This window comes from Pseudomonas sp. ICMP22404, from assembly GCF_006227205.1.
GTDB lineage: Bacteria > Pseudomonadota > Gammaproteobacteria > Pseudomonadales > Pseudomonadaceae > Aquipseudomonas.
This window is the reverse complement of sequence record NZ_VCNG01000012.1, coordinates 49,896-73,035: the sequence shown is the minus strand read 5'-3', so window position 1 is coordinate 73,035 and position 23,140 is coordinate 49,896. Positions and strand designations below refer to the sequence as shown.

Here is a 23,140-nt window from a genome sequence, read left to right as displayed (position 1 = left end):
AAGGGGTCGTGTCAGTCAACATCATCATCGACTGAACCATCGTCTCGCGAGCAGGCTCGCTCCCACAGGATTGTGGCGACAGGACTGCCGCCCCAAAACCAAACGATAATTCCTCTTATTCAAAGTCCCCCATCCTGTTAGACTTTGCGCCCTCGTTTCACTCGTCTTCCGGGATGCTCGATGCCGTCGTTGCCTCTTCTATGCGCGCTGTTCATGGCACTGGCCACGGCCATGGGCCTGAGTGCCTGCGACGATGCGCCGCGCTTTACCCAGGCCGAGCCCGGTGAAGCCCGGTCTGGCGGCGCCGCGACGGTACGCAAGGCCGACCAGAACGCATTCTCCCTGCCCTCGGCCAACCTCCCGCCTTCGCGGCGCGTGGACTTCAGCGTCGGCAACAGTTTTTTCCGCAGCCCCTGGGTGATCGCACCGTCGACCACCACTGCCCGGGATGGCCTCGGGCCGCTGTTCAATACCAATGCCTGCCAGAACTGCCATATCAAGGACGGTCGCGGCCATCCGCCAACGCCGGACACGGCCAATGCGGTGTCGATGCTGGTGCGCCTGTCGATCCCCGATGCGCCGCCCTACGCCAAGGTCATCGAGCACCTGGGCGTGGTGCCGGAGCCGGTCTACGGCGGGCAGCTACAGGATATGTCCGTCCCCGGCGTCGCCCCGGAAGGCAAGGTGCGGGTTGACTACGCGCCTGTCCCGGTGCGTTTCAACGACGGCACGGTGGTGGAACTGCGCAAGCCGAGCCTGCAGATCAGCCAGTTGGGCTACGGTCCGATGCACCCTGACACACGATTATCCGCCCGGGTCGCGCCGCCAATGATCGGCCTGGGATTGCTGGAAGCCATTCCCGATGAAGCCATCCTGGCGAACGCCGCGGCCCAGGCGCGGGAGAAGAACGGCATTGCCGGTCGACCGAATCAGGTCTGGGACGATGCCCAGCAGAAAACCGTCATGGGACGTTTCGGTTGGAAAGCCGGACAACCCAACCTCAACCAGCAGAACGTCCACGCGTTCTCCGGCGACATGGGCCTGACGACAAGCCTGCGGCCGTTCGACGACTGCACCGAGGCCCAGGTCGATTGCAAGCGCGCGCCCAATGGCAACGGCCCGGACGGCGAACCAGAGGTGAGCGACAACATCCTGCGGCTGGTGCTGTTCTATAGTCGCAACCTGGCCGTACCGGCGCGCCGGGACGTGGGTTCACCCCAGGTGCTGGCCGGCAAGAATCTGTTTTTCCAGGTCGGTTGCCAGTCCTGCCATACACCGAAATACACCACGTCCCCGAACGCCGCCGAGCCGGAGCTGGCGAACCAGGTCATCCGTCCTTACACCGACCTGTTGTTGCACGACATGGGCGAAGGCCTGGCCGACAACCGCAGCGAATTCAAGGCCGGTGGCCGTGACTGGCGGACCCCGCCGCTGTGGGGTATCGGCTTGACCGAAACCGTCAGCGGCCACACCCAATTCCTGCACGACGGGCGCGCCCGCAACCTGCTCGAAGCCGTGCTGTGGCATGGCGGTGAAGCGCAAGCGGCACAGCGCCAGGTTTTAGCATTCAATGCCGAGCAACGCGCCGCGTTGCTGGCTTTCCTGAATTCCCTTTAAACAATTTTCCGAAACGGGAGTCCGACATGTTCCGTCCCAAGCTGTTGTTCACCAGCCTCGCCGCCATCGCCCTCGGCGCCTGCTCGCCGCAGGACCCGCAAGCCGTCACGTCGGCCGCCATCGCCAAGCAAGTGATCCTGCCGACCTACAGCCGTTGGGTCGATGCCGACCGGCAACTGGCGAGCAGCGCCCTGGCGTTCTGCCAAGGCAAGGAAAACCTGGACACCGCCCGCGCCGACTTCCTCAAGGCACAAAAGGCCTGGGCCGAGCTGCAACCGCTGCTGATCGGTCCGCTGGCCGAGGGCAACCGCGCCTGGCAGGTACAGTTCTGGCCGGACAAGAAAAACCTGGTGGGCCGTCAGGTCGAGCAACTGGTCGAAAGCCAGCCACAGATCGATGCCGCCGCCCTGGCCAAATCCAGCGTCGTGGTCCAGGGCCTCTCGGCCTACGAATACCTGCTGTTCGACGCCAAGATCGACATGGCCGACAGCGCGCAGAAAGCCAAGTATTGCCCACTGCTGATGGCCATCGGTGAACGTCAGAAGCAACTGGCCGAAGAGATCCTGTCGCGCTGGAACACCAACGACGGCATGCTCGCCCAGATGAGCAAGTTCCCGAACCAGCGCTACGCCGATTCCCACGAAGCGATCGCCGATCTGCTGCGGGTCCAGGTCACTGCCCTCGACACATTGAAGAAGAAACTCGGCACCCCGATGGGCCGTCAGACCAAAGGCGTGCCGCAACCTTTCCAGGCCGACGCCTGGCGCAGCCAGTCGTCGCTGCAAGGCCTGGAAGCCAGCCTCAACGCGGCGAGGACGGTCTGGGTCGGTGTTGATAACAAAGGCCTGCGCGGTCTGTTGCCAAGCGACCAGAAGCCCTTGGCCGACAAGATCGACGCCGCCTATGACGCATCGTTGAAGCTGTTCGCCAGCACCCAGCGTTCGCTGACCGAAATGCTCAACGACGACGCCGGGCGTCAGCAGCTCAATGATTTGTACGACAGCCTCAACGTCGTCCATCGCCTGCATGAAGGCGAACTGGCCAAGGCGCTGGGCATCCAACTGGGCTTCAATGCCAACGACGGTGACTGATCATGTTTCGACGTCAGGCTCTGGCGCTGGGCAGCTTGCTGCTCGGCGCCGTTACCCTGGGTGGCTGGACGCTGTTCAAGCAAAAGGACACCCCTGCGCTGCTGCTTTCGGCACGGGACGATGGCGACGGCAAGCACTACGCCGTGGGTTATCGACTGGACGGCACACGGGTGTTTGCCACCCAGGTCGACCAGCGTTGCCATGACATCGTCAATCATCCATCGCAGCCGGTTGCGCTGTTCGTTGCCCGTCGCCCGGGCACCAAAAGCTACCTGATCGATCTGCGCGACGGGACATTGCTGCAGACCATCACGTCCTTGCCGAACCGGCATTTCTACGGCCATGCGGTGATCCATCGCAGCGGCGAGTGGTTGTACGCCACTGAGAATGACACCTCGGATCCCGGACGCGGCCTGCTGGGCGTGTACCGCTTCGAAGGCGATCGGCTGGTGCACAGCGGCGAAATCCCCACCCACGGCATCGGCCCGCACCAGGTGTCGTGGATGCCCGACGGCGAAACCCTGGTAGTGGCCAACGGCGGCATCCGCACCGAAGCCGAGAGCCGGGTCGAGATGAACCTCGACGCCATGGAGCCCAGCCTGGTGCTCATGCAGCGCGATGGCACGCTGTTGAGCAAGGAGACCCTCCCCCAGCAGATGAACAGCGTGCGCCACCTGGGCATCGCCAGTGACGGCACCATCGTTTCCGGCCAGCAGTTCATGGGGGACGCCCACGAATCCTCGGAGCTGGTGGCGATCAAGCGTCCGGGCCAGCCCTTCAAGGCGTTTCCGGTGGCCGAACAGCAATTGCAAGCCATGGGGCACTACACCGCCAGTGTCGCCGTGCACAGCGACCTGCGCCTGGTCGCCCTGACGGCCCCTCGTGGCAATCGCTTTTTCATCTGGGACCTGGACAGTGGTGAAGTCCGCCTGGATGCCCCTCTGCCGGATTGCGCCGGGGTGGGTGCGGTGGCGGATGGCTTCGTCGTGACCTCGGGTCAGGGGCGTTGCCGCTATTACGATTGCCGACAGGCCCAACTGGTAGCAAAGCCATTGGACCTGCCGGCGGGGCTCTGGGACAACCATTTGCATCTGGCCTGATTGAATGGGGGCGAAGCTATCGATGCAGCCCCCTGTATTTCAGGAATATTCCTACGCGACGTAGGCCTTGCAGGATCTGGAATCACCCGCACACTCAGAGTAATGTGCCGGCCTGAATGTCTTTTTAAACGCCTGTCCAAGGAAGTGGAACATGCTGCGACGCCGCATGCTGATCATGTTGGGTGTTGTCCTGTTGGTGGTGCTGTTATTGGGCGGCTACAAGGCCTTCTCCATCTACCAGCAGATCCAGTCGTTTTCTGTACCGAAACCACCCATCGGTGTTGCCGTGGCCAGTGCCGCCGAGCAGCCCTGGCAGAGCCGGCTGCCTACCGTTGGCAGTCTCAAGGCGTTGCAAGGCGTGGACCTGAGCCTGGAGATTGCCGGGACCGTGCAGAAGGTGCTGTTCCAGTCCGGACAGAAGGTCAAGGCCGGACAGCCGCTCCTGCAACTGGACAGCGAGGTCGAAAGTGCCCTGCTGGAAACCGCCGAGGCCGACCTGGGCCTGTCACAACTGGACTTCGGCCGCGGCCGGCAACTGGTGGGCAGCCAGGCGATCTCCAAGGGTGAATTCGACCGACTTTCGGCGCAGTTGAAAAAGAACCAGGCCACGGTCAATCAGCTCAAGGCTTCTCTGGACAAGAAACGCATCGTCGCGCCGTTCAGCGGCACCATCGGCATTCGCCAGGTGGATGTCGGCGACTACCTTGCCAGCGGCACGGTCATCGCCACCCTGCAAGACCTCAGCAGCCTCTACGTCGACTTCTACGTCCCCGAGCAAACGGTGCCAAGGCTGGCTGTTGCCCAATCGGTCAACGTCGGCGTCTCGGCCTACCCCGGCCAGACGTTCGTCGGCGCCATCAGTGCCATCAACCCCAAGGTCGAGGACAGCACCCGCAATGTGCTGGTACGCGCCACCCTCGCCAACCCCGATGGCAAGCTGTTGCCCGGCATGTTCGCCAACCTGCAGGTGATCCTGCCGGACGTGGCGGCCGGAATTGTCGTGCCGGAGAGTGCCGTGACCTACACCCTCTATGGCAACTCCATGTACGTGGTCACACAGAAAAAAGCCGCCGACGGCAGTGTCGAGAAGGACGACAAGGGCCAGCCGGTCCTGATTGTCGAACGGCGCTTCGTCGAGACCGGCGAACGTCGTGACGGGCTGGTGCTGGTTACCAAGGGCATACAGAGCGGCGAACAGGTCGTGATCGCCGGCCAGATCAGACTGGATAACGGTACCCACATCGCCATCAGCGACGACAAGACCCTGACCGAACAGAACAGCCCGCGCCGCGCGGACTGATCAAGGAATCCCCATGGCTTTTACCGATCCGTTCATCCGCCGCCCGGTGCTCGCCACCGTGGTCAGCCTGTTGATCGTGCTGTTGGGCTTCCAGGCCTGGAGCAAGCTGCCCCTGCGCCAGTACCCACAGATGGAAAACGCCCTGATCACGGTGACCACCGCTTACCCGGGGGCCAACGCCGAGACCATCCAGGGCTACATCACCCAGCCGATGCAGCAGAGCCTGGCCAGCGCCGAGGGCATCGACTACATGACTTCGGTCAGCCGCCAGAACTTCTCGGTGATATCAGTCCACGCCCGCATCGGCTCCAACAGCGACCGGCTCTTCACCGAACTGCTGGCCAAGGCCAACGAGGTCAAGAACCAACTGCCCCAGGATGCCGAGGACCCGGTGCTCAGCCGGGAAGCCGCCGATGCCTCGGCCCTGATGTACATCAGCTTTTTCAGCAAGGAACTGAACAACCCGCAGATCACCGACTACCTGTCACGGGTGATCCAGCCCAAGCTGGCGACACTCCCGGGCATGGCTGAAGCGGAAATCCTTGGCAACCAGGACTTTGCCATGCGCCTGTGGCTCGACCCCGCCAAGCTCGCCGGATTCGGCCTGACCGCCGCCGACGTGACCAACGCCGTGCGCCAATACAACTTTCTCTCGGCGGCTGGCGAGGTGAAGGGCGAATACGTGGTCACCAGCATCAATGCCAACACCGAACTCAAATCCGCCGAGGCCTTTGCCGCGATACCGCTCAAGACCGACGGTGATAGCCGGGTCTTGCTGCGGGATGTGGCCCGGGTGGAAATGGGTGCCGAGAACTACGACACCATCAGCTCCTTCGGTGGTACGCCCTCGGTGTACATCGGGATCAAGGCCACGCCCGGCGCAAACCCGCTGGATGTGATCCGGGAAGTGCGCAAGATCATGCCGGAAATGGAGGCCCAGTTGCCGGTGAACCTCAAGGCCGAGATTGCCTACGATGCGACCCTGTTCATCCAGGCATCCATCGATGAGGTGGTGAAAACCCTGTTCGAAGCGGTGCTGATCGTCATCGTCGTGGTGTTCCTGTTTCTCGGCGCCCTGCGTTCGGTACTCATCCCGGTGGTGACCATCCCGCTGTCGATGATCGGCGTGATGTTCTTCATGCAGTTGATGGGCTACTCGATGAACCTGCTGACGCTGCTCGCCATGGTGTTGGCCATCGGCCTGGTGGTGGACGACGCCATCGTCGTCGTGGAGAACATCCACCGGCATATCGAGGAAGGCAAAAGCCCGTTCGATGCTGCGTTGGAAGGTGCTCGGGAAATCGCCATGCCGGTGGTCTCGATGACCATCACGCTGGCGGCGGTGTATGCGCCGATCGGCCTGCTCGAAGGCCTGACCGGCGCCCTGTTCAAGGAGTTCGCCCTGACCCTGGCCGGGGCCGTGGTGATCTCCGGGATCGTCGCCCTGACCCTGTCGCCCATGATGTGCGCCATGCTGCTGCGCCACGACGAGAACCCTTCGGGGCTGGCCCATCGACTGGACATGGTTTTCGAACGCTTGAAGACCCGTTACCAGCGCATGCTTCATGGCACGCTCAATACCCGGCCGGTGGTGCTGGTGTTCGCCGTGATCGTTCTGTTGCTGATTCCGGTACTGCTCATGTTTACCAAATCCGAACTGGCTCCCGACGAAGACCAGGGCATCATTTTCATGATGGCTACGGCGCCGCAGCCGACCAACCTCGACTACCTGAACACCTACACGGGCCACTTCCTCGAAATCTTCAAGGAATTCCCGGAGTACTACTCTTCGTTCCAGATCAACGGCTACAACGGCGTGCAATCCGGCATCGGCGGTTTCCTGCTCAAGCCCTGGAACGAACGCAGCCGCACCCAGATGGAAATCCTGCCTGATGTCCAGGCCAAGCTGGAAAGCATCCCGGGCCTGCAGATCTTCGGTTTCAACCTCCCTTCCCTGCCCGGCACCGGTGAAGGCCTGCCCTTTGACTTCGTGATCAACTCCCCGAAGGAGTACGCGACGCTTCTGGAAGTGGCCGAGAGGATCAAGAAACGCGCAGTGGAAACCGGAAAGTTCGCGTTCATGGACATTGACCTGGCCTTCGACAAGCCCGAAGTCGTCGTCGACATCGATCGTGACAAGGCAGCCCAGATGGGCGTCTCGATGCAGGACTTGGGCGGAACCCTCGCCACCTTGCTGGGGGAGTCGGAGATCAACCGCTTCACCCTCGAAGGGCGCAGCTACAAGGTCATTGCCCAGGTCGAACGGCCATTCCGGGACAATCCTGCCTGGTTGAACAATTACTACGTGAAAAATGCCAAGGGTGAATCGCTACCGCTATCGACGCTGATCAAGGTCAGCGACCGGGCCCGCCCGCGGCAACTCAATCAGTTCCAGCAACTCAATGCGGTGAGAATTTCCGGCTTCCCCATCGTGAGCATGGGCGAGGCCATCCAGACCGTCCGCCAGATCGCCCATGAAGAAGCACCGGTAGGGTTTGCCTTCGATTACGCCGGGGCCTCGCGTCAGTTCGTCCAGGAAGGCAGTGCCTTGTGGGTCACTTTTACCCTGGCGCTGGCGATCATTTTCCTGGTGCTGGCTGCCCAGTTCGAGAGCTTTCGTGACCCCCTGGTGATCCTGGTGACGGTACCGCTGTCCATTTGCGGCGCACTGATTCCGCTGTTCCTCGGCTGGTCGAGCATGAACATATACACCCAGGTGGGATTGGTGACGCTGATCGGCCTGATCAGCAAGCACGGGATTCTGATCGTTGAGTTTGCCAACCAGTTGCGCAAGGAACAGGGCCTGACGCCACGGGAAGCCGTGGAGCAAGCCGCGTCGATTCGTTTGCGGCCGGTGCTGATGACCACTGCCGCAATGGTGTTTGGCATGGTGCCGCTGATCCTGGCCACCGGCGCCGGAGCGGTGAGCCGCTTCGACATCGGCATGGTCATTGCCACCGGCATGTCGATTGGCACCCTGTTCACGCTGTTCGTATTGCCTTGCATCTACACGCTGCTGGCCAAGCCGGATAAAGCCTGACCCCTATTGAAGAGGATCCCCTCGCCACATCACCACAATTGCCTTCCCAATAAGTAACCAGACATAAAAAAGGCTACCCGAAGGCAGCCTTTATTTGGGCTCCGAAACTCTCAACTCTGTGGCCTCACGCCTTGGGAAAGACTGAACATGAACAGCAACAGGTCATTATCCGGCCGGATGACCTCGCTGGCCTTGGCCACCCGCGGTAAGGGGCAGTGAGCGTCAGAGTTGGAGGCACTGAGTACCTGAGAACGGGGCTGTTCCCACACAGCCACCGCCATCGATGCAACTGCCAGGGCTCCAACCAAAAACACACCTCTAGCAATTTCAAGTTTCATCGTTATAAGCCTTTGATAGCGCTGCCAAACGCCGTCTCATAAAAGTAGACGAGTTTTTTCCAGTCAGAATCGCTGAACGACGAATGGCGCCGTAGCTGCTTCATGTCATGGGATGCAGCCCGTCGGGCAGTCAGGCGCTGGCGACACTTCTCCAGATCCAACAGGGCGACTTCGGGTTTCGCCGCTTCGCCTTCCCCGGTCACACGCACAAAAACATGCTTGATGTAGATGCAGCTGTGTTGCCATCGGCCCTTGTGCATGCGGGCCAGGTTTTCGGCAAGGTCCCGAAGGATCTGGTCATGCACCGCTTCGCCATGACGCTCGCGACCGCCGCCGGCATACCAGTGCTCGATCTCCTCGAAACCTTCAAGCGCACGAGTCACCAGCAACGCCCGCCATTTATGGTCCGGGTCCGGTTGGGCCGCACAGAAAACCAGCTCGGGTACCCGGACGTTGAGTCGAGGCAACGCCAGGAGCGCGTCCTGTTCACGCAGCACGGTCGGACGACCGAACGGATGCAGCCAACTGCGATAAATGTGTCCAGTCTGGCGCTTGGCGTAAAGCAGCTCGCCGTCCTTGCCGATGATCCGCTGTACACCACTTTCGCCGCCACGGCGCACATTGGGCTCCTCTACCCACTCACCTTGCATGCTCCAGAAATGGTCGAAACTGTTGCGGGAAATCTCCTGGGTGTTTGCTACCTGCGCAACCATGCTGTTACCTCTTGCGTAATACATAAACTCGCCACATGGCATAGAGCGGTATGAAGTCCAGTTGTTCCTGGATACGAAACCCAGCCTGCCGAAACTCTTCCTCTACTGTAGCGACCGGTAACACAAATCGATTCTGGTAGTCTTTCTGCCCACGGTTACGCTCCTGACGCTTGCGTTTCCAGGCCTTGAAATTGCCATCGACCCACAATGAAATAATCACGCTGTCGCGGCTGACACGCGCGAACTCCTTCAGAATGGCCAGTCGATGCGCAGGTTCACCAATGTGATGAAGCAGACGCATGCAAAAAATGCTGTCGACGGCGTTATCAGGCAAGGCGATGTCAAACGCAGATGTGTGCAAGGGTTGTACCCGTTTTACGACATCAGCGGGTTGAGACTCCATTGCAGTCTTGATCATCGCCTCGGAATTGTCCGCGCCGATGATAACGCGATTCGGTTTTTCGGCCAGCAAGGACCAGAAGCGTCCGGCACCGCAAGGCAGATCCAATACCAGCCCCGGGTCACCGGCAAGTGCCAATGCACGCTTGGCCAGTTGTTGATCTCGCCAATTGGAGAGACGGCGACTCAAGCCGCTTCGATGCTTATGGAAGTATTTCTGGGCATGCTGCTCGTCGTACTTTTCGGAAAAATCGAGCTTGACGGGTTTGGACATTAAGGAGACCTCCATTTCAGACAGGTCCAACCTTATAAATCGGTGTGTCATCGCTTTGTGAAAAAAAAGTCATGCAACCTTCTCAATGGTTACAGGATTTTACAAGAACGCACTCACCCCTTCGGATTCAATTCCACTTCAAAACGGCAGCCGTTAGGCTCCATCGTGCTGAGGCTCACCACCCACCCCTGGTTCTCGCAAATCCGCTGCACCAGCGACAACCCCAACCCAAGACCCTCGCCGCGCTTTTCATTGCCGCGCACGAACGGTTCGAACATCGCCTCGCGCTTCTCCTCGGGAATGCCCACACCGCTGTCCTCCACCACGAATCCAGTCCCACAGAGCGTGAGGCGAATGAAGCCCTGGTCGGTGTAGTGCAAGGCATTGCGCAGCAGGTTGCCCATGACCGCCGTCAGGAACGTGGCGTTATAGGGCGTATCCACAGGCTGGCCCGGCTCGAAAATCAGCGTCAGGCCTTTGGATTCGATGGCCGCACGCCATGCGCCAAGGAGATTTTCCGCCACCTGACCAAGGGTCAGGCGAGGCGACATGCCGCTATCTTCGCGCTGAGCCCTGGCCAGCATCAGGAAGGTTTGCACCAGCTCACGCATCTCTTCACTGGCGCGGCTGATGCGCTCGACCTGGGTACGACCACGTTGATCCAGCGCCGGGTTTTCCAGCAACAGTTCGCAGGAGGTCGCCAAGACCATCAACGGCGTGCGCAATTCATGGCTGACATCACTGGTAAACAACCGCTCGCGGGTCAAGGCCTGGCGTAAACGCCCCAGTGTCGCGTCGAACGCCACCGCCAGTTCACCCACTTCATCGGCGGCATAATCAGGCGCCAACGGAGGGGCGAGTCCGAGGAGCTGGTCGCGGTGCCGCACTTGCCGGGCCAGGCGCACCACCGGCGCCATCACCCGGCGTGCCAGGATCCAGCCGAGGAACACCGCCAAGGCCAGGCTGAGCACGAAGCCCACCAGCACCACGGCGAACAGCACCCGCTCGCGTTCTTCGAAGTCGCTCTGGTCCTGCAGCAACACGTAATGCCGGCCGTCAACGATCTCCACCATGGCGTGATAGGACAATTGTTCGCGAAACACCTCGTGGAAGCCGGGCTCCAGATGGCGCAGATCCTTGGGCAGTTCGAAATCACCCTGGCCGCCGCTGAAATAGAACAACTGGTCAGGTTCCGGACGATGATTCCAGTCCGAGACACTGTCCATCAGCAACAGGCGTTGCAGATCGCCGCCCAACCCGGAGGAAATCAACTTCTCCTCCACCAGGTGCACCGTTGCCACGATTCCCATGGCGAACGCTCCGGCCACCAATGCGCTCATCAAGGCAAACGCGATGATGATCCGTTGGGCAAGGCTCTGCTTAAACTCCATCGCGGCCCTCGGCCAGGCGATAACCGACACCGTGCACGGTATGCAGCAATGGTTTTTCGAACGGTTTGTCGATCACCTGGCGCAGTTGGTGGACATGGCTGCGCAGGCTGTCGCTGTCCGGGCAGTCATCGCCCCACAAGGCTTCTTCAAGGATTTCCCGACGCAACACGTGAGGACTCTTCTGCATCAGTACCGCCAGCAACTTCAGGCCGACCGGGTTGAGCTTGAGCAGCTTGCCCTCGCGGGTCACCTCCAGGGTATCGAGGTCATAACTCAGATCGCCGACCTGCAACGCACGCCGCCCGCCCCCCTGGGCCCGGCGCATGACCGCTTCGATCCGCGCCGCCAGCTCCGACAGGGCGAAGGGTTTGATCAGGTAATCATCGGCCCCGGACTTGAAGCCTTGCAGGCGGTCGTCCAGTTGATCCCGGGCGGTGAGCATGATCACCGGCGTATCGCGCCGGGCATCTTCGCGCAGGCGTTTGCACAAGGTGTAGCCGTCGATGCCCGGCAGCATGATATCGAGCACGATCAGGTCGTAATGCTCGGTCGCAGCCAGGTGAAGGCCCGACAGACCGTCCTGGGCGCAATCGACGGTATAGCCCTTGAGGCCCAGGTAATCGGCCAGATTGGCCAGGATGTCACGGTTGTCTTCGACCAATAGAATTCGCATGGGCACCTCTGCGTATACGGTTAACGGCCGTCTTGGCCCGCGCAGCTTACGGCCAATGAAGACTCAGGACCAGTGATGTGGCTAATTCGTGCGCCCACTCGGCACACGGACCGGAAACGACATGCGTCAACGGCTTCGGACGATCACATTATTGATGAAGTTTTCACTATCGGTTCACAACCTGACTACAGTGAGGGCGCAACACTTTCGCGCTATCGATTTGATCTATAGGGAATGTAGTAAATGGACTTTTTGAAAATGGCGCCCATGCGCTTTTTGCTGCTGATCACCGGCGCCTGGCTGGTGGTGTTTCTGCTGACCCGAACCGTTTTGCTGTTGGCACACCTGGATGAATCCGGTGGTGGCGCCCTTTCGGTCTTCGGCATTGGCCTGTTGTATGACTTGGGCTTCCTCGCCTACGCAATCCTGCCGCTGGGCCTGTATCTATTGCTTTGTCCTGCGGCCTTGTGGCGCCGTCGCGGCCATCGCTGGTTTCTTCAGGGACTGTTGACGGTCAGTTTGTTCGCCATGCTGTTCACCTCGGTGGCCGAATGGCTGTTCTGGGATGAGTTCGGCGTGCGCTTCAACTTCATCGCCGTCGACTACCTGGTCTATTCCGATGAGGTGTTGAACAACGTACTGGAGTCCTACCCGATCGGCACCCTGCTGACGATTCTCGCCGTACTGGCGGTGGGTTTGAGCCTGGCCTTGCGCAAACCGCTCAAGGCCGCGCTGGACGCCCCATTGCCCGCTGTTCGCGGACGCCTGGTCAATGCCTTGGGCCTGCTCGCCGTCGCCGGCCTGAGCCTGCAATTACTCAGCCAGGATGCGCCACGCGCCCAGGGCGGCAACGCCTATCAGAACGAGTTGGCGAGCAACGGGCCATACCAGTTCTTCGCTGCGTTCCGTAACAACGAACTGGACTACGGACAGTTCTACAGCAGCTTGGCCCCGGCGACCGTCGCCCAACATATTCGCGCCGAACTGAACGAGCCCAATACACGTTTCATCGGTGAAGACCCACAAGACATCCGGCGGATGATCGACAATCCCGGCACCCTCCGCAAACCGAACATTGTGCTGGTGACCATCGAAAGCCTCAGCGCCAAGTACCTGGGCAGCAACGGTGACAAACGCGACCTGACCCCCAACCTGGATGCCTTGCGCAAGCAAAGCCTGTATTTCAGTAATTTCTACGCCACCGGTACCCGTACCGACCGTGGCCTGGAAGCCATTACCCTGGCCATTCCGCCGACGCCAGGACGTTCGATCGTCAAGCGGATCGGCCGGGAAAGCGGCTTTGCCAGCCTGGGGCAACAATTGAGCGCGATCGGTTACGACAGCGTGTTCGTCTACGGTGGCCGCGGCTACTTCGACAACATGAACGCTTTTTTCAGCGGCAACGGTTATCGTGTCGTCGATCAGAGCAGCGTCGAGGAGTCCGAAATCCACTTCAAGAATGCCTGGGGCATGGCCGATGAGGACTTGTACACGCAGACGTTGAAACTGGCCGACGCCAACTATGCCAAGCAGCAGCCGTTTCTATTGCAATTGATGACGACCTCCAACCATCGCCCCTACACCTACCCGGATAACCGGATCGATATCAAATCCGGCAACGGACGGGATGGAGCGGTCAAGTACACCGACTATGCAATTGGTCAGTTCCTGGAACAGGCACGGCAGAAACCGTGGTTCGATAATACGATTTTCGTCTTCGTGGCCGACCACACCGCTGGCAGCGCCGGCAAGGAAGACCTGCCCATCAGTAACTATCAGATCCCGCTGTTCATTTACGCGCCAAAGCTGATCGAGCCACGGGAAAACGCCCAACTCGCCAGTCAGATTGACCTGGCTCCGACCTTGCTCGGGTTGCTGAATCTGGACTACAGATCGACCTTCTTCGGTCGCAACCTGTTACAGGACAATCCGTTACCGCCCCGCGTCGTCGTCGGCAATTACCAGCATCTGGGCTTGTTCGACGGCAAGGATCTGGCGATCCTCAGCCCGCGTCAGGGCCTGCGTCGGCATGATGATGCACTGACCGAAAGCCGCGAGTCCCGGGCAACCAGTGACGATCCTTTGATCGGCCGCGCCATTACGTATTACCAAACCGCCAGTTATGGCTTCAAGCAACAGCTGCTTGGCTGGAGAGCACCCATGGAGGGTGCCGAGCAAGTCAGCGAACGTTAACCAAACTGCCCCGGGAGGATGGCCTGGGGCGCTTTCTTTGTGCAGGATCCGTCATGCCGTCAAGCGTTCCACGCTCTTCCCCTCGCCCCCTGAATTTCTGGCTATATCTGGGTATTCCCGTCGTTACGGCGATCATTCTGATCTTGCTGGAATGGACCGACCTGGACATGAACCTTGCCCAGCTGTTCTATGACCCGGCCGCTGGCGACTTCATTGGACGACACAGTTTTTTCCTGGAAGACATCCTCCATGACCGGGCGAAACAAGTGGTCATCGCCTTTTCGGTGTTTTCCGTCATCGGCTTCATCAGCGCTTTTTTTGTCACCCGACTTAAACCCTTCAAACGTGAGTTGGGCTGCCTGGTGCTCTCCCTGGCGCTGGCGACATCTTTCGTCACACCGATGAAAGCGGTGACGGCGGTGCAATGCCCCTGGAGCCTGAAGGAGTTCGGTGGCAAGGAAACCTACAGTGAACTGCTGAGCCCGCGGCCAGACACCCACAAACCGGGCAGATGCTGGCCCGGAGGCCATGCGGCCACCGGATTTACACTGTTCGCATTGTTCTTCGTACTGCGCGACCGCAAGCCGCGCCTGGCCCGACGGGCCTTCATACTTGCCTTCACCCTGGGAACGGTGTTCTCCGTGGGCCGGATGATGCAAGGGGCACACTTCTTCTCGCACAACGTGTGGACAGCGGTGTTCTGCTGGCTGATTAGCCTGGGGTGTTATTACTTCGTCCTCTATCGGCCGGCCACGAGGGCAGAGCCCCTGGCCGAAGCACAACCGGTCAATGCCTGAGCAGCATCGGACCTGTGGGAGCCAAGCTTGCTCGCGATGACAGCGGGATGTCCGACATCATTGCAAACGGATCCACCGCTATCGCGAGCAAGCTCGGCTCCCACAGTAGTTGGCTGAATAACGAAAGTACTTCCAAAGCCAGCCAATAAAAAACCCCGCCTGCTTGCGCAGGCGGGGTTTTTCAGTGCAGGGGTAAGGCTGGCTTACATCATGCCGCCCATGCCACCCATGCCGCCCATGTCTGGCATGCCGCCGCCAGCTGGAGCGTCTTCCTTGATTTCAGCGATCATCGCCTCGGTGGTGATCATCAGGCTGGCAACGGAGGCCGCAGCCTGCAGAGCCGAACGAGTCACTTTGGCCGGGTCCAGGATACCCATTTCGATCATGTCGCCGTATTCGCCGGTAGCAGCGTTGTAACCGTAGTTACCCGAACCCTGCTTGACCTTGTCGACCACGACGCTTGGCTCGTCACCGGAGTTGGCAACGATCTGGCGCAGCGGTGCTTCGACAGCGCGACGCAGCAGGGTGATACCTACGTTCTGATCGGCGTTGTCGCCTTTCAGCTCGCTGATGGCCTGCAGGGCACGAACCAGCGCCACGCCACCGCCAGGTACCACGCCTTCTTCGACGGCTGCACGAGTGGCGTGCAGGGCGTCTTCAACGCGGGCTTTCTTCTCTTTCATTTCAACTTCGGAACCGGCGCCAACCTTGATGACAGCAACACCGCCGGACAGCTTGGCCAGACGCTCTTGCAGTTTTTCACGGTCGTAGTCGGAGGAAGTCTCGGCTACTTGTGCACGGATCTGGGCAACGCGAGCCTGGATGTCAGTCTCAACGCCGGCACCGTCGATCACGGTGGTGTTTTCCTTGGACAGGATGACGCGCTTGGCGTTACCCAGGTGCTCCAGGGTGGTGCTTTCCAGGCTCAGGCCGATTTCTTCGGAAATCACGGTACCGCCGGTCAGGACGGCGATGTCCTGCAGCATGGCCTTGCGACGGTCGCCGAAGCCTGGTGCCTTGACGGCAGCCACCTTGACGATACCGCGCATGTTGTTCACAACCAGGGTCGCCAGGGCTTCGCCTTCAACGTCTTCGGCCACGATCAGCAGTGGGCGGCCGGCTTTGGCAACGGCTTCCAGCACTGGCAGCATTTCACGGATGTTGGAGATCTTCTTGTCGACCAGCAGGATCAGCGGGCCGTCGAGCTCGGCAACCATGGTGTCCGGCTTGTTGACGAAGTATGGCGACAGGTAGCCACGGTCGAACTGCATGCCTTCCACGACAGACAGTTCGTTTTCCAGGCCCGAACCCTCTTCAACGGTGATCACACCTTCTTTACCGACTTTTTCCATGGCTTCGGCAATGATGTCGCCGATGGAGTTGTCGGAGTTGGCCGAGATGGTGCCTACCTGGGCGATGGCCTTGGAGTCAGCGCACGGCTTGGACAGGGCCTTGAGCTCTTTGACGATGGCGATGGTCGCCTTGTCGATACCGCGCTTGAGGTCCATCGGGTTCATGCCGGCAGCGACGGCTTTCAGGCCTTCGTTGACGATCGATTGAGCCAGGACGGTGGCGGTGGTGGTGCCGTCACCGGCGTCGTCGTTGGCACGGGAAGCAACGTCTTTGACCAGCTGCGCGCCCATGTTTTCGAAACGGTCCTTGAGCTCGATTTCCTTGGCTACGGAAACGCCGTCCTTGGTGATGGTCGGAGCGCCGAAGCTCTTCTCGATGATTACGTTACGGCCTTTCGGGCCCAGGGTCGCTTTTACTGCGTCAGCCAGGACGTTGACACCGGCGAGCATTTTCTTGCGGGCGGAATCGCCGAATTTAACTTCTTTAGCAGCCATGATCGATATTCCTTAAATACTGTGTAGTAGCGGGAAGATGAGCGGGGAAATCAGCCTTCGAGAACAGCGAGGATTTCGCTCTCGCCCATGACCAGCAGTTCTTCGCCGTCGACTTTTACTGTGTTGCTGCCGGAGTAAGGGCCGAACACGACCTTGTCACCCACTTTCACGGCCAGCGCACGCACTTCACCGTTGTCCAGCACACGGCCGGTACCTACAGCGAGAACTTCACCGTGGTTGGCTTTCTCGGCAGCCGAACCTGGCAGGACAATACCGCCAAGGGATTTCTTCTCTTCTTCGCTGCGACGGATGACGACGCGGTCATGCAGAGGACGAAGCTTCATTGTCGATCTCTCCTAATTTTGGTTTTCATCGGCCGGTGTAGTCCCGGCGGGTTTAACAAAAGCCGGCAGAGCCGGGTGCGGTTCGTCAGTCGAACCGCGGAAGTCTGTCCGGTGTTGCCACCGGAAACCTTGCGGTGACCGATACATAAGGGCGTACAAGGGGATTACAAGAGCCGGACCGAAAAAAATTTCTTCATCGCACAAACGAACACGGCACCCGAAGGTGCCGTGTGGTGGGTTTTATTTGGAGTCGCGGTGCTCGAATTCGCCTTCGATCACATTGGGCTCGCGGCCCAGGGGTTCTCGCGGCGCCGGGCCACCACGGGGCTGCAGGTCGTCGGCAAACGCCCGCTGACGCATCGCCTGTTCCTCGGCTCGCTGGCGCATCTTGTTGGCCAGCAACCGACGGGTGAAAGGCAGCAACATGATCAGGCCCACCACGTCGCTGATGAAGCCAGGCAGGATCAACAGACCACCGCCCAGGGCCAGCATCAGGCCTTCGAGCATGGTCTGGGCAGGCAGCTCGCCGCGGCTCAGGCTTTCACGGGCACGCAAGGCCGTAGCGAGGCCGGCGATGCGCAACACGAACACGCCGAGCATCGAGCCGAGAATGACCAGCAGCAGGGCCGGGAAAAACCCGATCGCACCGCTGACCTTGACGAATACGAACAGCTCCAACACCGGGAACAGCAGAAAGAGCAATAAAAAAGGGCGCATCAAATGGTTTCCTCAACGCAAGAATGCCTAGTGGCCTGTACGTTAATTCGAGTACTCAAATTCGAGTGTCAGGGCTTGCCAGGCAAGGCGCCATGACGAGTCGTAGCCCCGCTACGGCGAGGAATGGCAACGCAGGCTGACAAACCCTGGCGCCGAAGTTGAGTGCACGAATTAGCCACACAGGCCACTAGCTATGAAAACCTAAATGACGTCGGCCTTTCGTGAATTCAAGCGTCGGCCTCTGCATTTTTCGGCCATTCTTCGGCGTGGGCCAGATAAACCAAGGCTTCGCGAACTTGTGTCGGCGTATTGCAGGGTGCTGGAAATGCCAACCAATGCAGCCCCTGACCAATGCGCAGATGCATGCCTTCGCTGTCGATGCCCACCAGTTGCGCCGCTTCGGTCCTGGGCAGGCCGGCCAGATCGACGTAATGGGCGATGGCCTTGGCGTGATCCGCATTCATGTGCTCGATCATGCTCGCCTCGGCTTTGCCGGCAAAGGGGTTGGCCAAGGTGATCCGGTCGACCCAGTGGATGGCGCCAAAACCGCCGATGTAGCGATGGCGCACCGGATCGAGCACCCAGAAATCGAAATCGTGGGCCTTGTGGTAGTTCTGCGACTCAGGGAAGTAGCGGTAGTAACGCTCGGCGGCAGCGTCGATGGCGGCGCTGTCTTCAAGTTTCCGTGCCTCGGCCAGGTAGGTCAGGCGCCCCACGGCCTGTACGTCTTCGGCGCCCCGTTCGCCCACCAGCATGGAACACTTGGGATCTTTCTGCAGGTTGTGGGTGTGCTGGGCGATGCGGCTGATCAGGATCAACGGCCGGCCCTGCTCGTCCAGGCAATACGGCACCACGGAGCCGAACGGAAATCCAGGCATGGATTTGGAATGGGTGGAGAGCATTCCACGGTATTCCTTGAGCAGCAATTCTCGGGCATGCTTGGCAGCATCAACGCTCAATTTATGACTCCCTTGATAAAATTCGTCTAAAAACGCTCAGACACCTGGATATACGCATGCAACTCACTGACAAAGTAATCATTATCACCGGCGGTTGCCAGGGTCTGGGCCGCTCCATGGCCGAGTATTTTGCCGACAAAGGCGCGAAGCTCGCCCTGGTGGACCTCAACCAGGAGAAACTCGACCAGGCCGTTGCCGCCTGCGTGGCCAAGGGCGTCGAAGCCCGGGCATACCTGTGCAACGTCGCCAATGAAGAACAGGTGAGCGACATGGTCGCCCGGGTTGCCGAGGATTTCGGCGCGATCCACGGGTTGATCAACAATGCCGGGATCCTGCGCGACGGCCTGTTGCTCAAGGTCAAGGACGGCGAAATGACCAAGATGAGCCTGGCCCAGTGGCAGGCCGTGATCGACGTCAACCTCACCGGTGTGTTCCTCTGCACCCGTGAAGTGGCGGCGAAAATGGTCGAGCTGAAGAACAGCGGCACCATCATCAATATCTCGTCGATCTCCCGGGCCGGCAACATCGGCCAGACCAACTACTCGGCCGCCAAGGCCGGTGTGGCAGCCGCCACCGTGACCTGGGCCAAGGAACTGGCGCGCTACGGCATTCGTGTCGCCGGCATCGCACCGGGCTTCATCGAAACCGAGATGACCCTGGGCATGAAGCCTGAGGCCCTGGAGAAAATGACCTCCGGGATTCCACTCAAGCGCATGGGCCGGCCCGAAGAGATCGCTCATTCAGCAGCCTATATCTTCGAGAACGACTATTACACCGGGCGGATCCTGGAGATGGATGGCGGGTTGCGGATGTAAAACCGCCGCAAAAACCAGTGTGGGAGCGAGCCTGCTCGCGATGGCGGAGTGTCAGTCAACGCAAGGTTGAATGTAATTCCGCTATCGCGAGCAGGCTCGCTCCCACAGGATTTGCCTCCGACCTGTCAGTCGTCGCTGACAGTAATATTCGGCATCGCCGGTGCAGCCGCTTCCTGCAACACGATCCGCGCGCCCACATGACGGGCCAGTTCCTGGTAGACCATGGCGATCTGGCTGTCCGGCTCGGCGATCACCGTCGGCTTGCCATCGTCGGCCTGCTCGCGGATCAGCATCGACAGTGGCAGCGAAGCCAGCAATTCGACGCCGTACTGGGTGGCCAGTTTTTCGCCGCCGCCTTCGCCGAACAGATGTTCAGCGTGCCCGCAGTTCGAACAGATGTGCACCGCCATGTTTTCCACCACGCCCAGCACCGGGATGTTCACCTTGCGGAACATCTCCACCCCCTTGCGGGCATCCAGCAGGGCCAGGTCCTGGGGCGTGGTGACAATGACCGCGCCGGCCACCGGGACTTTCTGCGCCAGGGTCAGCTGGATATCGCCGGTGCCCGGCGGCATGTCGATCACCAGGTAATCCAGGTCGCCCCAGGCGGTCTGCGTCACCAGTTGCAGCAAGGCACCGGACACCATCGGCCCGCGCCAGACCATCGGCGTGTTGTCGTCGGTGAGGAAGGCCATGGACATGACCTCCACGCCATGGGACTGGATCGGCACGAACCACTTCTGGTCCTTGACCTGCGGCCGGGTGCCTTCGGCAATGCCGAACATGATGCCCTGGCTCGGACCGTAGATGTCCGCATCGAGCATCCCGACCTTCGCCCCTTCACGGGCCAGGGCCAGGGCCAGGTTGGCTGCGGTGGTGGACTTGCCCACACCGCCTTTGCCCGAGGCCACAGCGATCACGTTCTTGACGTTCGCCAAACCCGGCACCTGCGCCTGGGCCTTGTGGGGGACGATCACGCTGGTGACATCGACCTTGGCGGTGGTCACACCGTCCAGGGCCTCGATTGCCATCTGCAGCATCTGCGCCCAACCGCTCTTGAACAGATCAGCGGCGTAGCCGATTTCCAGCTGGACACTGACATGCTCACCCTGGATGTCGATGGCGCGTACACATCCAGCGCTGACCGGATCCTGGTTCAGGTAGGGGTCGGTGTATTGGCGAAGGACGGCTTCCACCGTTGCGCGATTGACGGCGCTCATGGGCAACTCCGATAGCAGGACTTGAAAAACAGGTCGCTATCCTAGACCCGATTACCGATATGTGAATACTTTTGTGCTCATAGTTCGCGCATGACGCAATATTTTCCGCAGCCCCGAAACCGGCCCGAAGGGTGAAAAAAAGCCGCCGGCGCTTTATAGTGGCCGACCTCCGTTTCATCTAAGTAGCCGAGCCCCATGTCCGAGCCACGCAAGATTCTCGTCACCAGCGCCCTGCCCTATGCCAATGGTTCGATTCACCTCGGCCATATGCTGGAGTACATCCAGACCGATATGTGGGTGCGCTTCCAGAAACATCGCGGCAACCAATGCATTTATGTCTGCGCCGACGACGCCCACGGTTCGGCCATCATGTTGCGCGCGGAAAAGGAAGGCATCACCCCGGAACAACTGATCGCCAATGTCCAGGCTGAACACAGCGCCGACTTTGCCGAGTTCCTGGTGGACTTCGACAATTTCCACTCCACTCACGCCGAAGAAAACCGTGAGCTGTCGAGCCAGATCTACCTGAAACTGCGTGACGCCGGGCACATCGCAACCCGTTCGATCACCCAGTATTTCGACCCGGAAAAGAAAATGTTCCTGGCCGACCGCTTCATCAAGGGTACCTGTCCGAAATGCGGCACCGAGGACCAGTACGGCGACAACTGCGAAAAATGCGGCGCGACCTACGCGCCGACCGACCTGAAAGATCCGAAATCGGCGATTTCCGGTGCGACGCCGGTGCTCAAGGACTCCCAGCATTTCTTCTTCAAGCTGCCGGACTTTCAGCAGATGCTGCAGGGCTGGACCCGCAGCGGCACCCTGCAGGACGCGGTCGCCAACAAGATCGCCGAATGGCTCGACGCCGGCCTGCAGCAGTGGGACATCTCCCGTGATGCGCCGTACTTCGGATTTGAGATCCCCGACGAGCCGGGCAAGTACTTCTACGTCTGGCTGGACGCCCCCATCGGCTACATGGCCAGCTTCAAGAACCTCTGCAACCGCACGCCGGAGCTGGACTTCGACGCGTTCTGGGGCAAGGACTCCACCGCCGAGCTGTATCACTTCATCGGCAAGGACATTGTCAACTTCCACGCCCTGTTCTGGCCCGCGATGCTCGAAGGCGCCGGTTTCCGCAAGCCGACCGGCATCAATGTCCACGGCTACCTGACCGTCAATGGTCAGAAAATGTCCAAGTCCCGCGGCACGTTCATCAAGGCCCGCACCTACCTGGACCACCTGTCGCCGGAATACCTGCGCTACTACTACGCGGCCAAGCTTGGTCGTGGCGTCGACGACCTGGACCTGAACCTCGAGGACTTCGTCCAGAAGGTCAACTCCGACCTGGTGGGCAAGGTCGTCAACATCGCCAGCCGTTGCGCCGGTTTTATCCACAAGGGCAACGCCGGTGTGCTGGTGGCGGGTAACGCCGCACCGGAGCTGACGGACGCGTTCCTGGCCGCAGCGCCAAGCATCGCCGAAGCCTACGAGGCCCGCGACTTTGCCCGCGCCATGCGCGAGATCATGGCCCTGGCCGACCGTGCCAATGCCTGGATCGCCGACAAGGCACCGTGGTCGCTGAACAAACAGGAAGGCAAGCAGGACGAGGTCCAGGCGATCTGTGCACTGGGCGTCAACCTGTTCCGCCAACTGGTGATTTTCCTCAAGCCGGTGCTGCCGCTGCTGGCCGCCGATGCCGAGGCGTTCCTGAACGTCGCGCCGCTGACCTGGAACGATCACCAGACCCTGTTGAGCAATCATCAGTTGAACGAGTTCAAGCCACTGATGACCCGCATCGATGCCGCCAAGGTGCAAGCCATGACCGACGCCTCCAAGGAAGACCTGGCCGCCAGCCAGACCGACACCGGCGCTGCAACCGGCAACGGCGAACTGGTCAAGGACCCGCTGTCACCGGAAATCGAGTTCGACGCATTTGCCGCCGTTGACCTGCGCGTGGCACTGATCGTCAAGGCCGAGGCCGTCGAGGGCGCCGACAAACTACTGCGCCTGACCCTGGACATCGGTGACGAGCAACGCAACGTGTTCTCCGGCATCAAGAGCGCCTACCCGGATCCGGCCAAGCTCGAAGGCCGGTTGACGATGATGATCGCCAACCTCAAGCCTCGCAAAATGCGCTTCGGCATCTCTGAAGGCATGGTGATGGCGGCAGGCCCCGGCGGTGAGGAAATCTATCTGCTGAGCCCCGACAGCGGCGCCAAGCCGGGTCAGCGGATCAAGTAAGACGATTGCACGCTACACCGATCCCACAGACGCTTTGCAAGCGGCTGTGGGATTTTCATATCTGGCCTGCC

The 23,140-nt window shown here is 60.3% G+C and carries 19 protein-coding genes; 9 read left to right on the top strand and 10 right to left on the bottom strand.

Going from position 1 to position 23,140, the window contains the following annotated elements; genetic code table 11:
- Nucleotides 1–180: 180 nt before the first annotated feature.
- From FGE05_RS20485 to FGE05_RS20465, 5 genes are all read left to right on the top strand, one after another.
- A complete protein-coding gene (locus FGE05_RS20485) occupies nucleotides 181–1,617 on the top strand; it encodes a di-heme oxidoredictase family protein (RefSeq protein ID WP_139647786.1) in 1,437 nt (478 codons plus the stop codon).
- Nucleotides 1,618–1,643: 26 nt separating this feature from the next.
- Complete coding sequence (locus FGE05_RS20480; RefSeq protein WP_139647784.1) at nucleotides 1,644–2,708, top strand: imelysin family protein; 1,065 nt, start codon at nucleotides 1,644–1,646, stop codon at nucleotides 2,706–2,708.
- A gap of 2 nt (nucleotides 2,709–2,710) precedes the next feature.
- The gene (locus FGE05_RS20475) at nucleotides 2,711–3,808 is read left to right on the top strand and encodes a DUF1513 domain-containing protein (RefSeq protein ID WP_139647782.1); all 1,098 of its coding nucleotides are present in this window, start codon (nucleotides 2,711–2,713) and stop codon (nucleotides 3,806–3,808) included.
- A gap of 151 nt (nucleotides 3,809–3,959) precedes the next feature.
- Nucleotides 3,960–5,108, top strand: coding sequence for an efflux RND transporter periplasmic adaptor subunit (locus FGE05_RS20470; RefSeq protein ID WP_139647780.1), 1,149 nt, complete (start codon nucleotides 3,960–3,962; stop codon nucleotides 5,106–5,108).
- Between the two features lie 13 nt (nucleotides 5,109–5,121).
- Complete coding sequence (locus FGE05_RS20465; RefSeq protein ID WP_139647778.1) at nucleotides 5,122–8,148, top strand: multidrug efflux RND transporter permease subunit; 3,027 nt, start codon at nucleotides 5,122–5,124, stop codon at nucleotides 8,146–8,148.
- Nucleotides 8,149–8,258: 110 nt separating this feature from the next.
- Here FGE05_RS20465 and FGE05_RS30155 read toward each other — a convergent pair whose 3' ends face one another.
- The 5 genes from FGE05_RS30155 to colR form a co-directional block, all read right to left on the bottom strand.
- Nucleotides 8,259–8,486: a hypothetical protein gene (locus FGE05_RS30155; RefSeq protein ID WP_139647776.1), complete on the bottom strand. Its 228-nt coding sequence runs from the start codon at nucleotides 8,484–8,486 to the stop codon at nucleotides 8,259–8,261.
- Nucleotides 8,487–8,488: 2 nt separating this feature from the next.
- The gene (locus FGE05_RS20455) at nucleotides 8,489–9,199 is read right to left on the bottom strand and encodes a lipopolysaccharide kinase InaA family protein (RefSeq protein WP_139647774.1); all 711 of its coding nucleotides are present in this window, start codon (nucleotides 9,197–9,199) and stop codon (nucleotides 8,489–8,491) included.
- A gap of 4 nt (nucleotides 9,200–9,203) precedes the next feature.
- Nucleotides 9,204–9,872 (bottom strand): class I SAM-dependent methyltransferase, encoded by a 669-nt coding sequence (locus FGE05_RS20450; protein WP_139647772.1) that lies wholly within the window; start codon nucleotides 9,870–9,872, stop codon nucleotides 9,204–9,206.
- A 113-nt stretch (nucleotides 9,873–9,985) separates the two neighbouring features.
- On the bottom strand, nucleotides 9,986–11,263 hold the full coding sequence (locus tag FGE05_RS20445) for a HAMP domain-containing sensor histidine kinase (protein ID WP_139647770.1): 1,278 nt from the start codon (nucleotides 11,261–11,263) through the stop codon (nucleotides 9,986–9,988).
- Nucleotides 11,253–11,936, bottom strand: coding sequence for a two-component system response regulator ColR (colR, locus tag FGE05_RS20440; RefSeq protein ID WP_024779529.1), 684 nt, complete (start codon nucleotides 11,934–11,936; stop codon nucleotides 11,253–11,255). Before colR ends, FGE05_RS20445 begins: the two co-directional genes overlap by 11 nt.
- Nucleotides 11,937–12,179: 243 nt before the next feature.
- Between colR and FGE05_RS20435 the strand changes: the two genes are divergently transcribed.
- The gene (locus FGE05_RS20435) at nucleotides 12,180–14,129 is read left to right on the top strand and encodes an LTA synthase family protein (RefSeq protein ID WP_139647769.1); all 1,950 of its coding nucleotides are present in this window, start codon (nucleotides 12,180–12,182) and stop codon (nucleotides 14,127–14,129) included.
- Nucleotides 14,130–14,182: 53 nt separating this feature from the next.
- Nucleotides 14,183–14,926, top strand: coding sequence for a phosphatase PAP2 family protein (locus FGE05_RS20430; protein ID WP_139647767.1), 744 nt, complete (start codon nucleotides 14,183–14,185; stop codon nucleotides 14,924–14,926).
- 203 nt (nucleotides 14,927–15,129) lie between these two features.
- Here FGE05_RS20430 and groL read toward each other — a convergent pair whose 3' ends face one another.
- The 4 genes from groL to FGE05_RS20410 form a co-directional block, all read right to left on the bottom strand.
- On the bottom strand, nucleotides 15,130–16,773 hold the full coding sequence (gene groL / locus FGE05_RS20425; protein WP_024779526.1) for a chaperonin GroEL: 1,644 nt from the start codon (nucleotides 16,771–16,773) through the stop codon (nucleotides 15,130–15,132).
- A gap of 50 nt (nucleotides 16,774–16,823) precedes the next feature.
- A complete protein-coding gene (locus FGE05_RS20420; RefSeq protein ID WP_024779525.1) occupies nucleotides 16,824–17,117 on the bottom strand; it encodes a co-chaperone GroES in 294 nt (97 codons plus the stop codon).
- 240 nt (nucleotides 17,118–17,357) lie between these two features.
- Nucleotides 17,358–17,834 (bottom strand): FxsA family protein, encoded by a 477-nt coding sequence (locus FGE05_RS20415; protein ID WP_047701142.1) that lies wholly within the window; start codon nucleotides 17,832–17,834, stop codon nucleotides 17,358–17,360.
- Between the two features lie 227 nt (nucleotides 17,835–18,061).
- Nucleotides 18,062–18,793, bottom strand: coding sequence for a HugZ family protein (locus tag FGE05_RS20410; protein WP_139647765.1), 732 nt, complete (start codon nucleotides 18,791–18,793; stop codon nucleotides 18,062–18,064).
- A gap of 56 nt (nucleotides 18,794–18,849) precedes the next feature.
- Here FGE05_RS20410 and FGE05_RS20405 point away from each other — a divergent pair, with 56 nt between their 5' ends.
- Nucleotides 18,850–19,608, top strand: coding sequence for an SDR family oxidoreductase (locus FGE05_RS20405; RefSeq protein ID WP_139647763.1), 759 nt, complete (start codon nucleotides 18,850–18,852; stop codon nucleotides 19,606–19,608).
- A gap of 125 nt (nucleotides 19,609–19,733) precedes the next feature.
- Here the strand turns inward: FGE05_RS20405 and apbC are convergent, their stop codons facing one another.
- A complete protein-coding gene (apbC, locus tag FGE05_RS20400; protein ID WP_139647761.1) occupies nucleotides 19,734–20,828 on the bottom strand; it encodes an iron-sulfur cluster carrier protein ApbC in 1,095 nt (364 codons plus the stop codon).
- Nucleotides 20,829–21,023: 195 nt separating this feature from the next.
- Between apbC and metG the strand changes: the two genes are divergently transcribed.
- Nucleotides 21,024–23,069, top strand: coding sequence for a methionine--tRNA ligase (gene metG / locus FGE05_RS20395; RefSeq protein WP_139647759.1), 2,046 nt, complete (start codon nucleotides 21,024–21,026; stop codon nucleotides 23,067–23,069).
- The last annotated feature ends 71 nt before the right edge of the window (nucleotides 23,070–23,140 follow it).

Excerpts from the sequence above, each read along its gene's own strand:
- FGE05_RS20485 (WP_139647786.1), top strand. The coding sequence starts at position 181 with ATGCCGTCGTTGCCTCTTCTATGCGCGCTGTTCATGGCACTGGCCACG.
- FGE05_RS20480 (WP_139647784.1), top strand. The coding sequence starts at position 1,644 with ATGTTCCGTCCCAAGCTGTTGTTCACCAGCCTCGCCGCCATCGCCCTC.
- FGE05_RS20475 (WP_139647782.1), top strand. The coding sequence starts at position 2,711 with ATGTTTCGACGTCAGGCTCTGGCGCTGGGCAGCTTGCTGCTCGGCGCC.
- FGE05_RS20470 (WP_139647780.1), top strand. The coding sequence starts at position 3,960 with ATGCTGCGACGCCGCATGCTGATCATGTTGGGTGTTGTCCTGTTGGTG.
- FGE05_RS20465 (WP_139647778.1), top strand. The coding sequence starts at position 5,122 with ATGGCTTTTACCGATCCGTTCATCCGCCGCCCGGTGCTCGCCACCGTG.
- FGE05_RS30155 (WP_139647776.1), bottom strand. The coding sequence starts at position 8,486 with ATGAAACTTGAAATTGCTAGAGGTGTGTTTTTGGTTGGAGCCCTGGCA.
- FGE05_RS20455 (WP_139647774.1), bottom strand. The coding sequence starts at position 9,199 with ATGGTTGCGCAGGTAGCAAACACCCAGGAGATTTCCCGCAACAGTTTC.
- FGE05_RS20450 (WP_139647772.1), bottom strand. The coding sequence starts at position 9,872 with ATGTCCAAACCCGTCAAGCTCGATTTTTCCGAAAAGTACGACGAGCAG.
- FGE05_RS20445 (WP_139647770.1), bottom strand. The coding sequence starts at position 11,263 with ATGGAGTTTAAGCAGAGCCTTGCCCAACGGATCATCATCGCGTTTGCC.
- colR (WP_024779529.1), bottom strand. The coding sequence starts at position 11,936 with ATGCGAATTCTATTGGTCGAAGACAACCGTGACATCCTGGCCAATCTG.
- FGE05_RS20435 (WP_139647769.1), top strand. The coding sequence starts at position 12,180 with ATGGACTTTTTGAAAATGGCGCCCATGCGCTTTTTGCTGCTGATCACC.
- FGE05_RS20430 (WP_139647767.1), top strand. The coding sequence starts at position 14,183 with ATGCCGTCAAGCGTTCCACGCTCTTCCCCTCGCCCCCTGAATTTCTGG.
- groL (WP_024779526.1), bottom strand. The coding sequence starts at position 16,773 with ATGGCTGCTAAAGAAGTTAAATTCGGCGATTCCGCCCGCAAGAAAATG.
- FGE05_RS20420 (WP_024779525.1), bottom strand. The coding sequence starts at position 17,117 with ATGAAGCTTCGTCCTCTGCATGACCGCGTCGTCATCCGTCGCAGCGAA.
- FGE05_RS20415 (WP_047701142.1), bottom strand. The coding sequence starts at position 17,834 with ATGCGCCCTTTTTTATTGCTCTTTCTGCTGTTCCCGGTGTTGGAGCTG.
- FGE05_RS20405 (WP_139647763.1), top strand. The coding sequence starts at position 18,850 with ATGCAACTCACTGACAAAGTAATCATTATCACCGGCGGTTGCCAGGGT.
- apbC (WP_139647761.1), bottom strand. The coding sequence starts at position 20,828 with ATGAGCGCCGTCAATCGCGCAACGGTGGAAGCCGTCCTTCGCCAATAC.
- metG (WP_139647759.1), top strand. The coding sequence starts at position 21,024 with ATGTCCGAGCCACGCAAGATTCTCGTCACCAGCGCCCTGCCCTATGCC.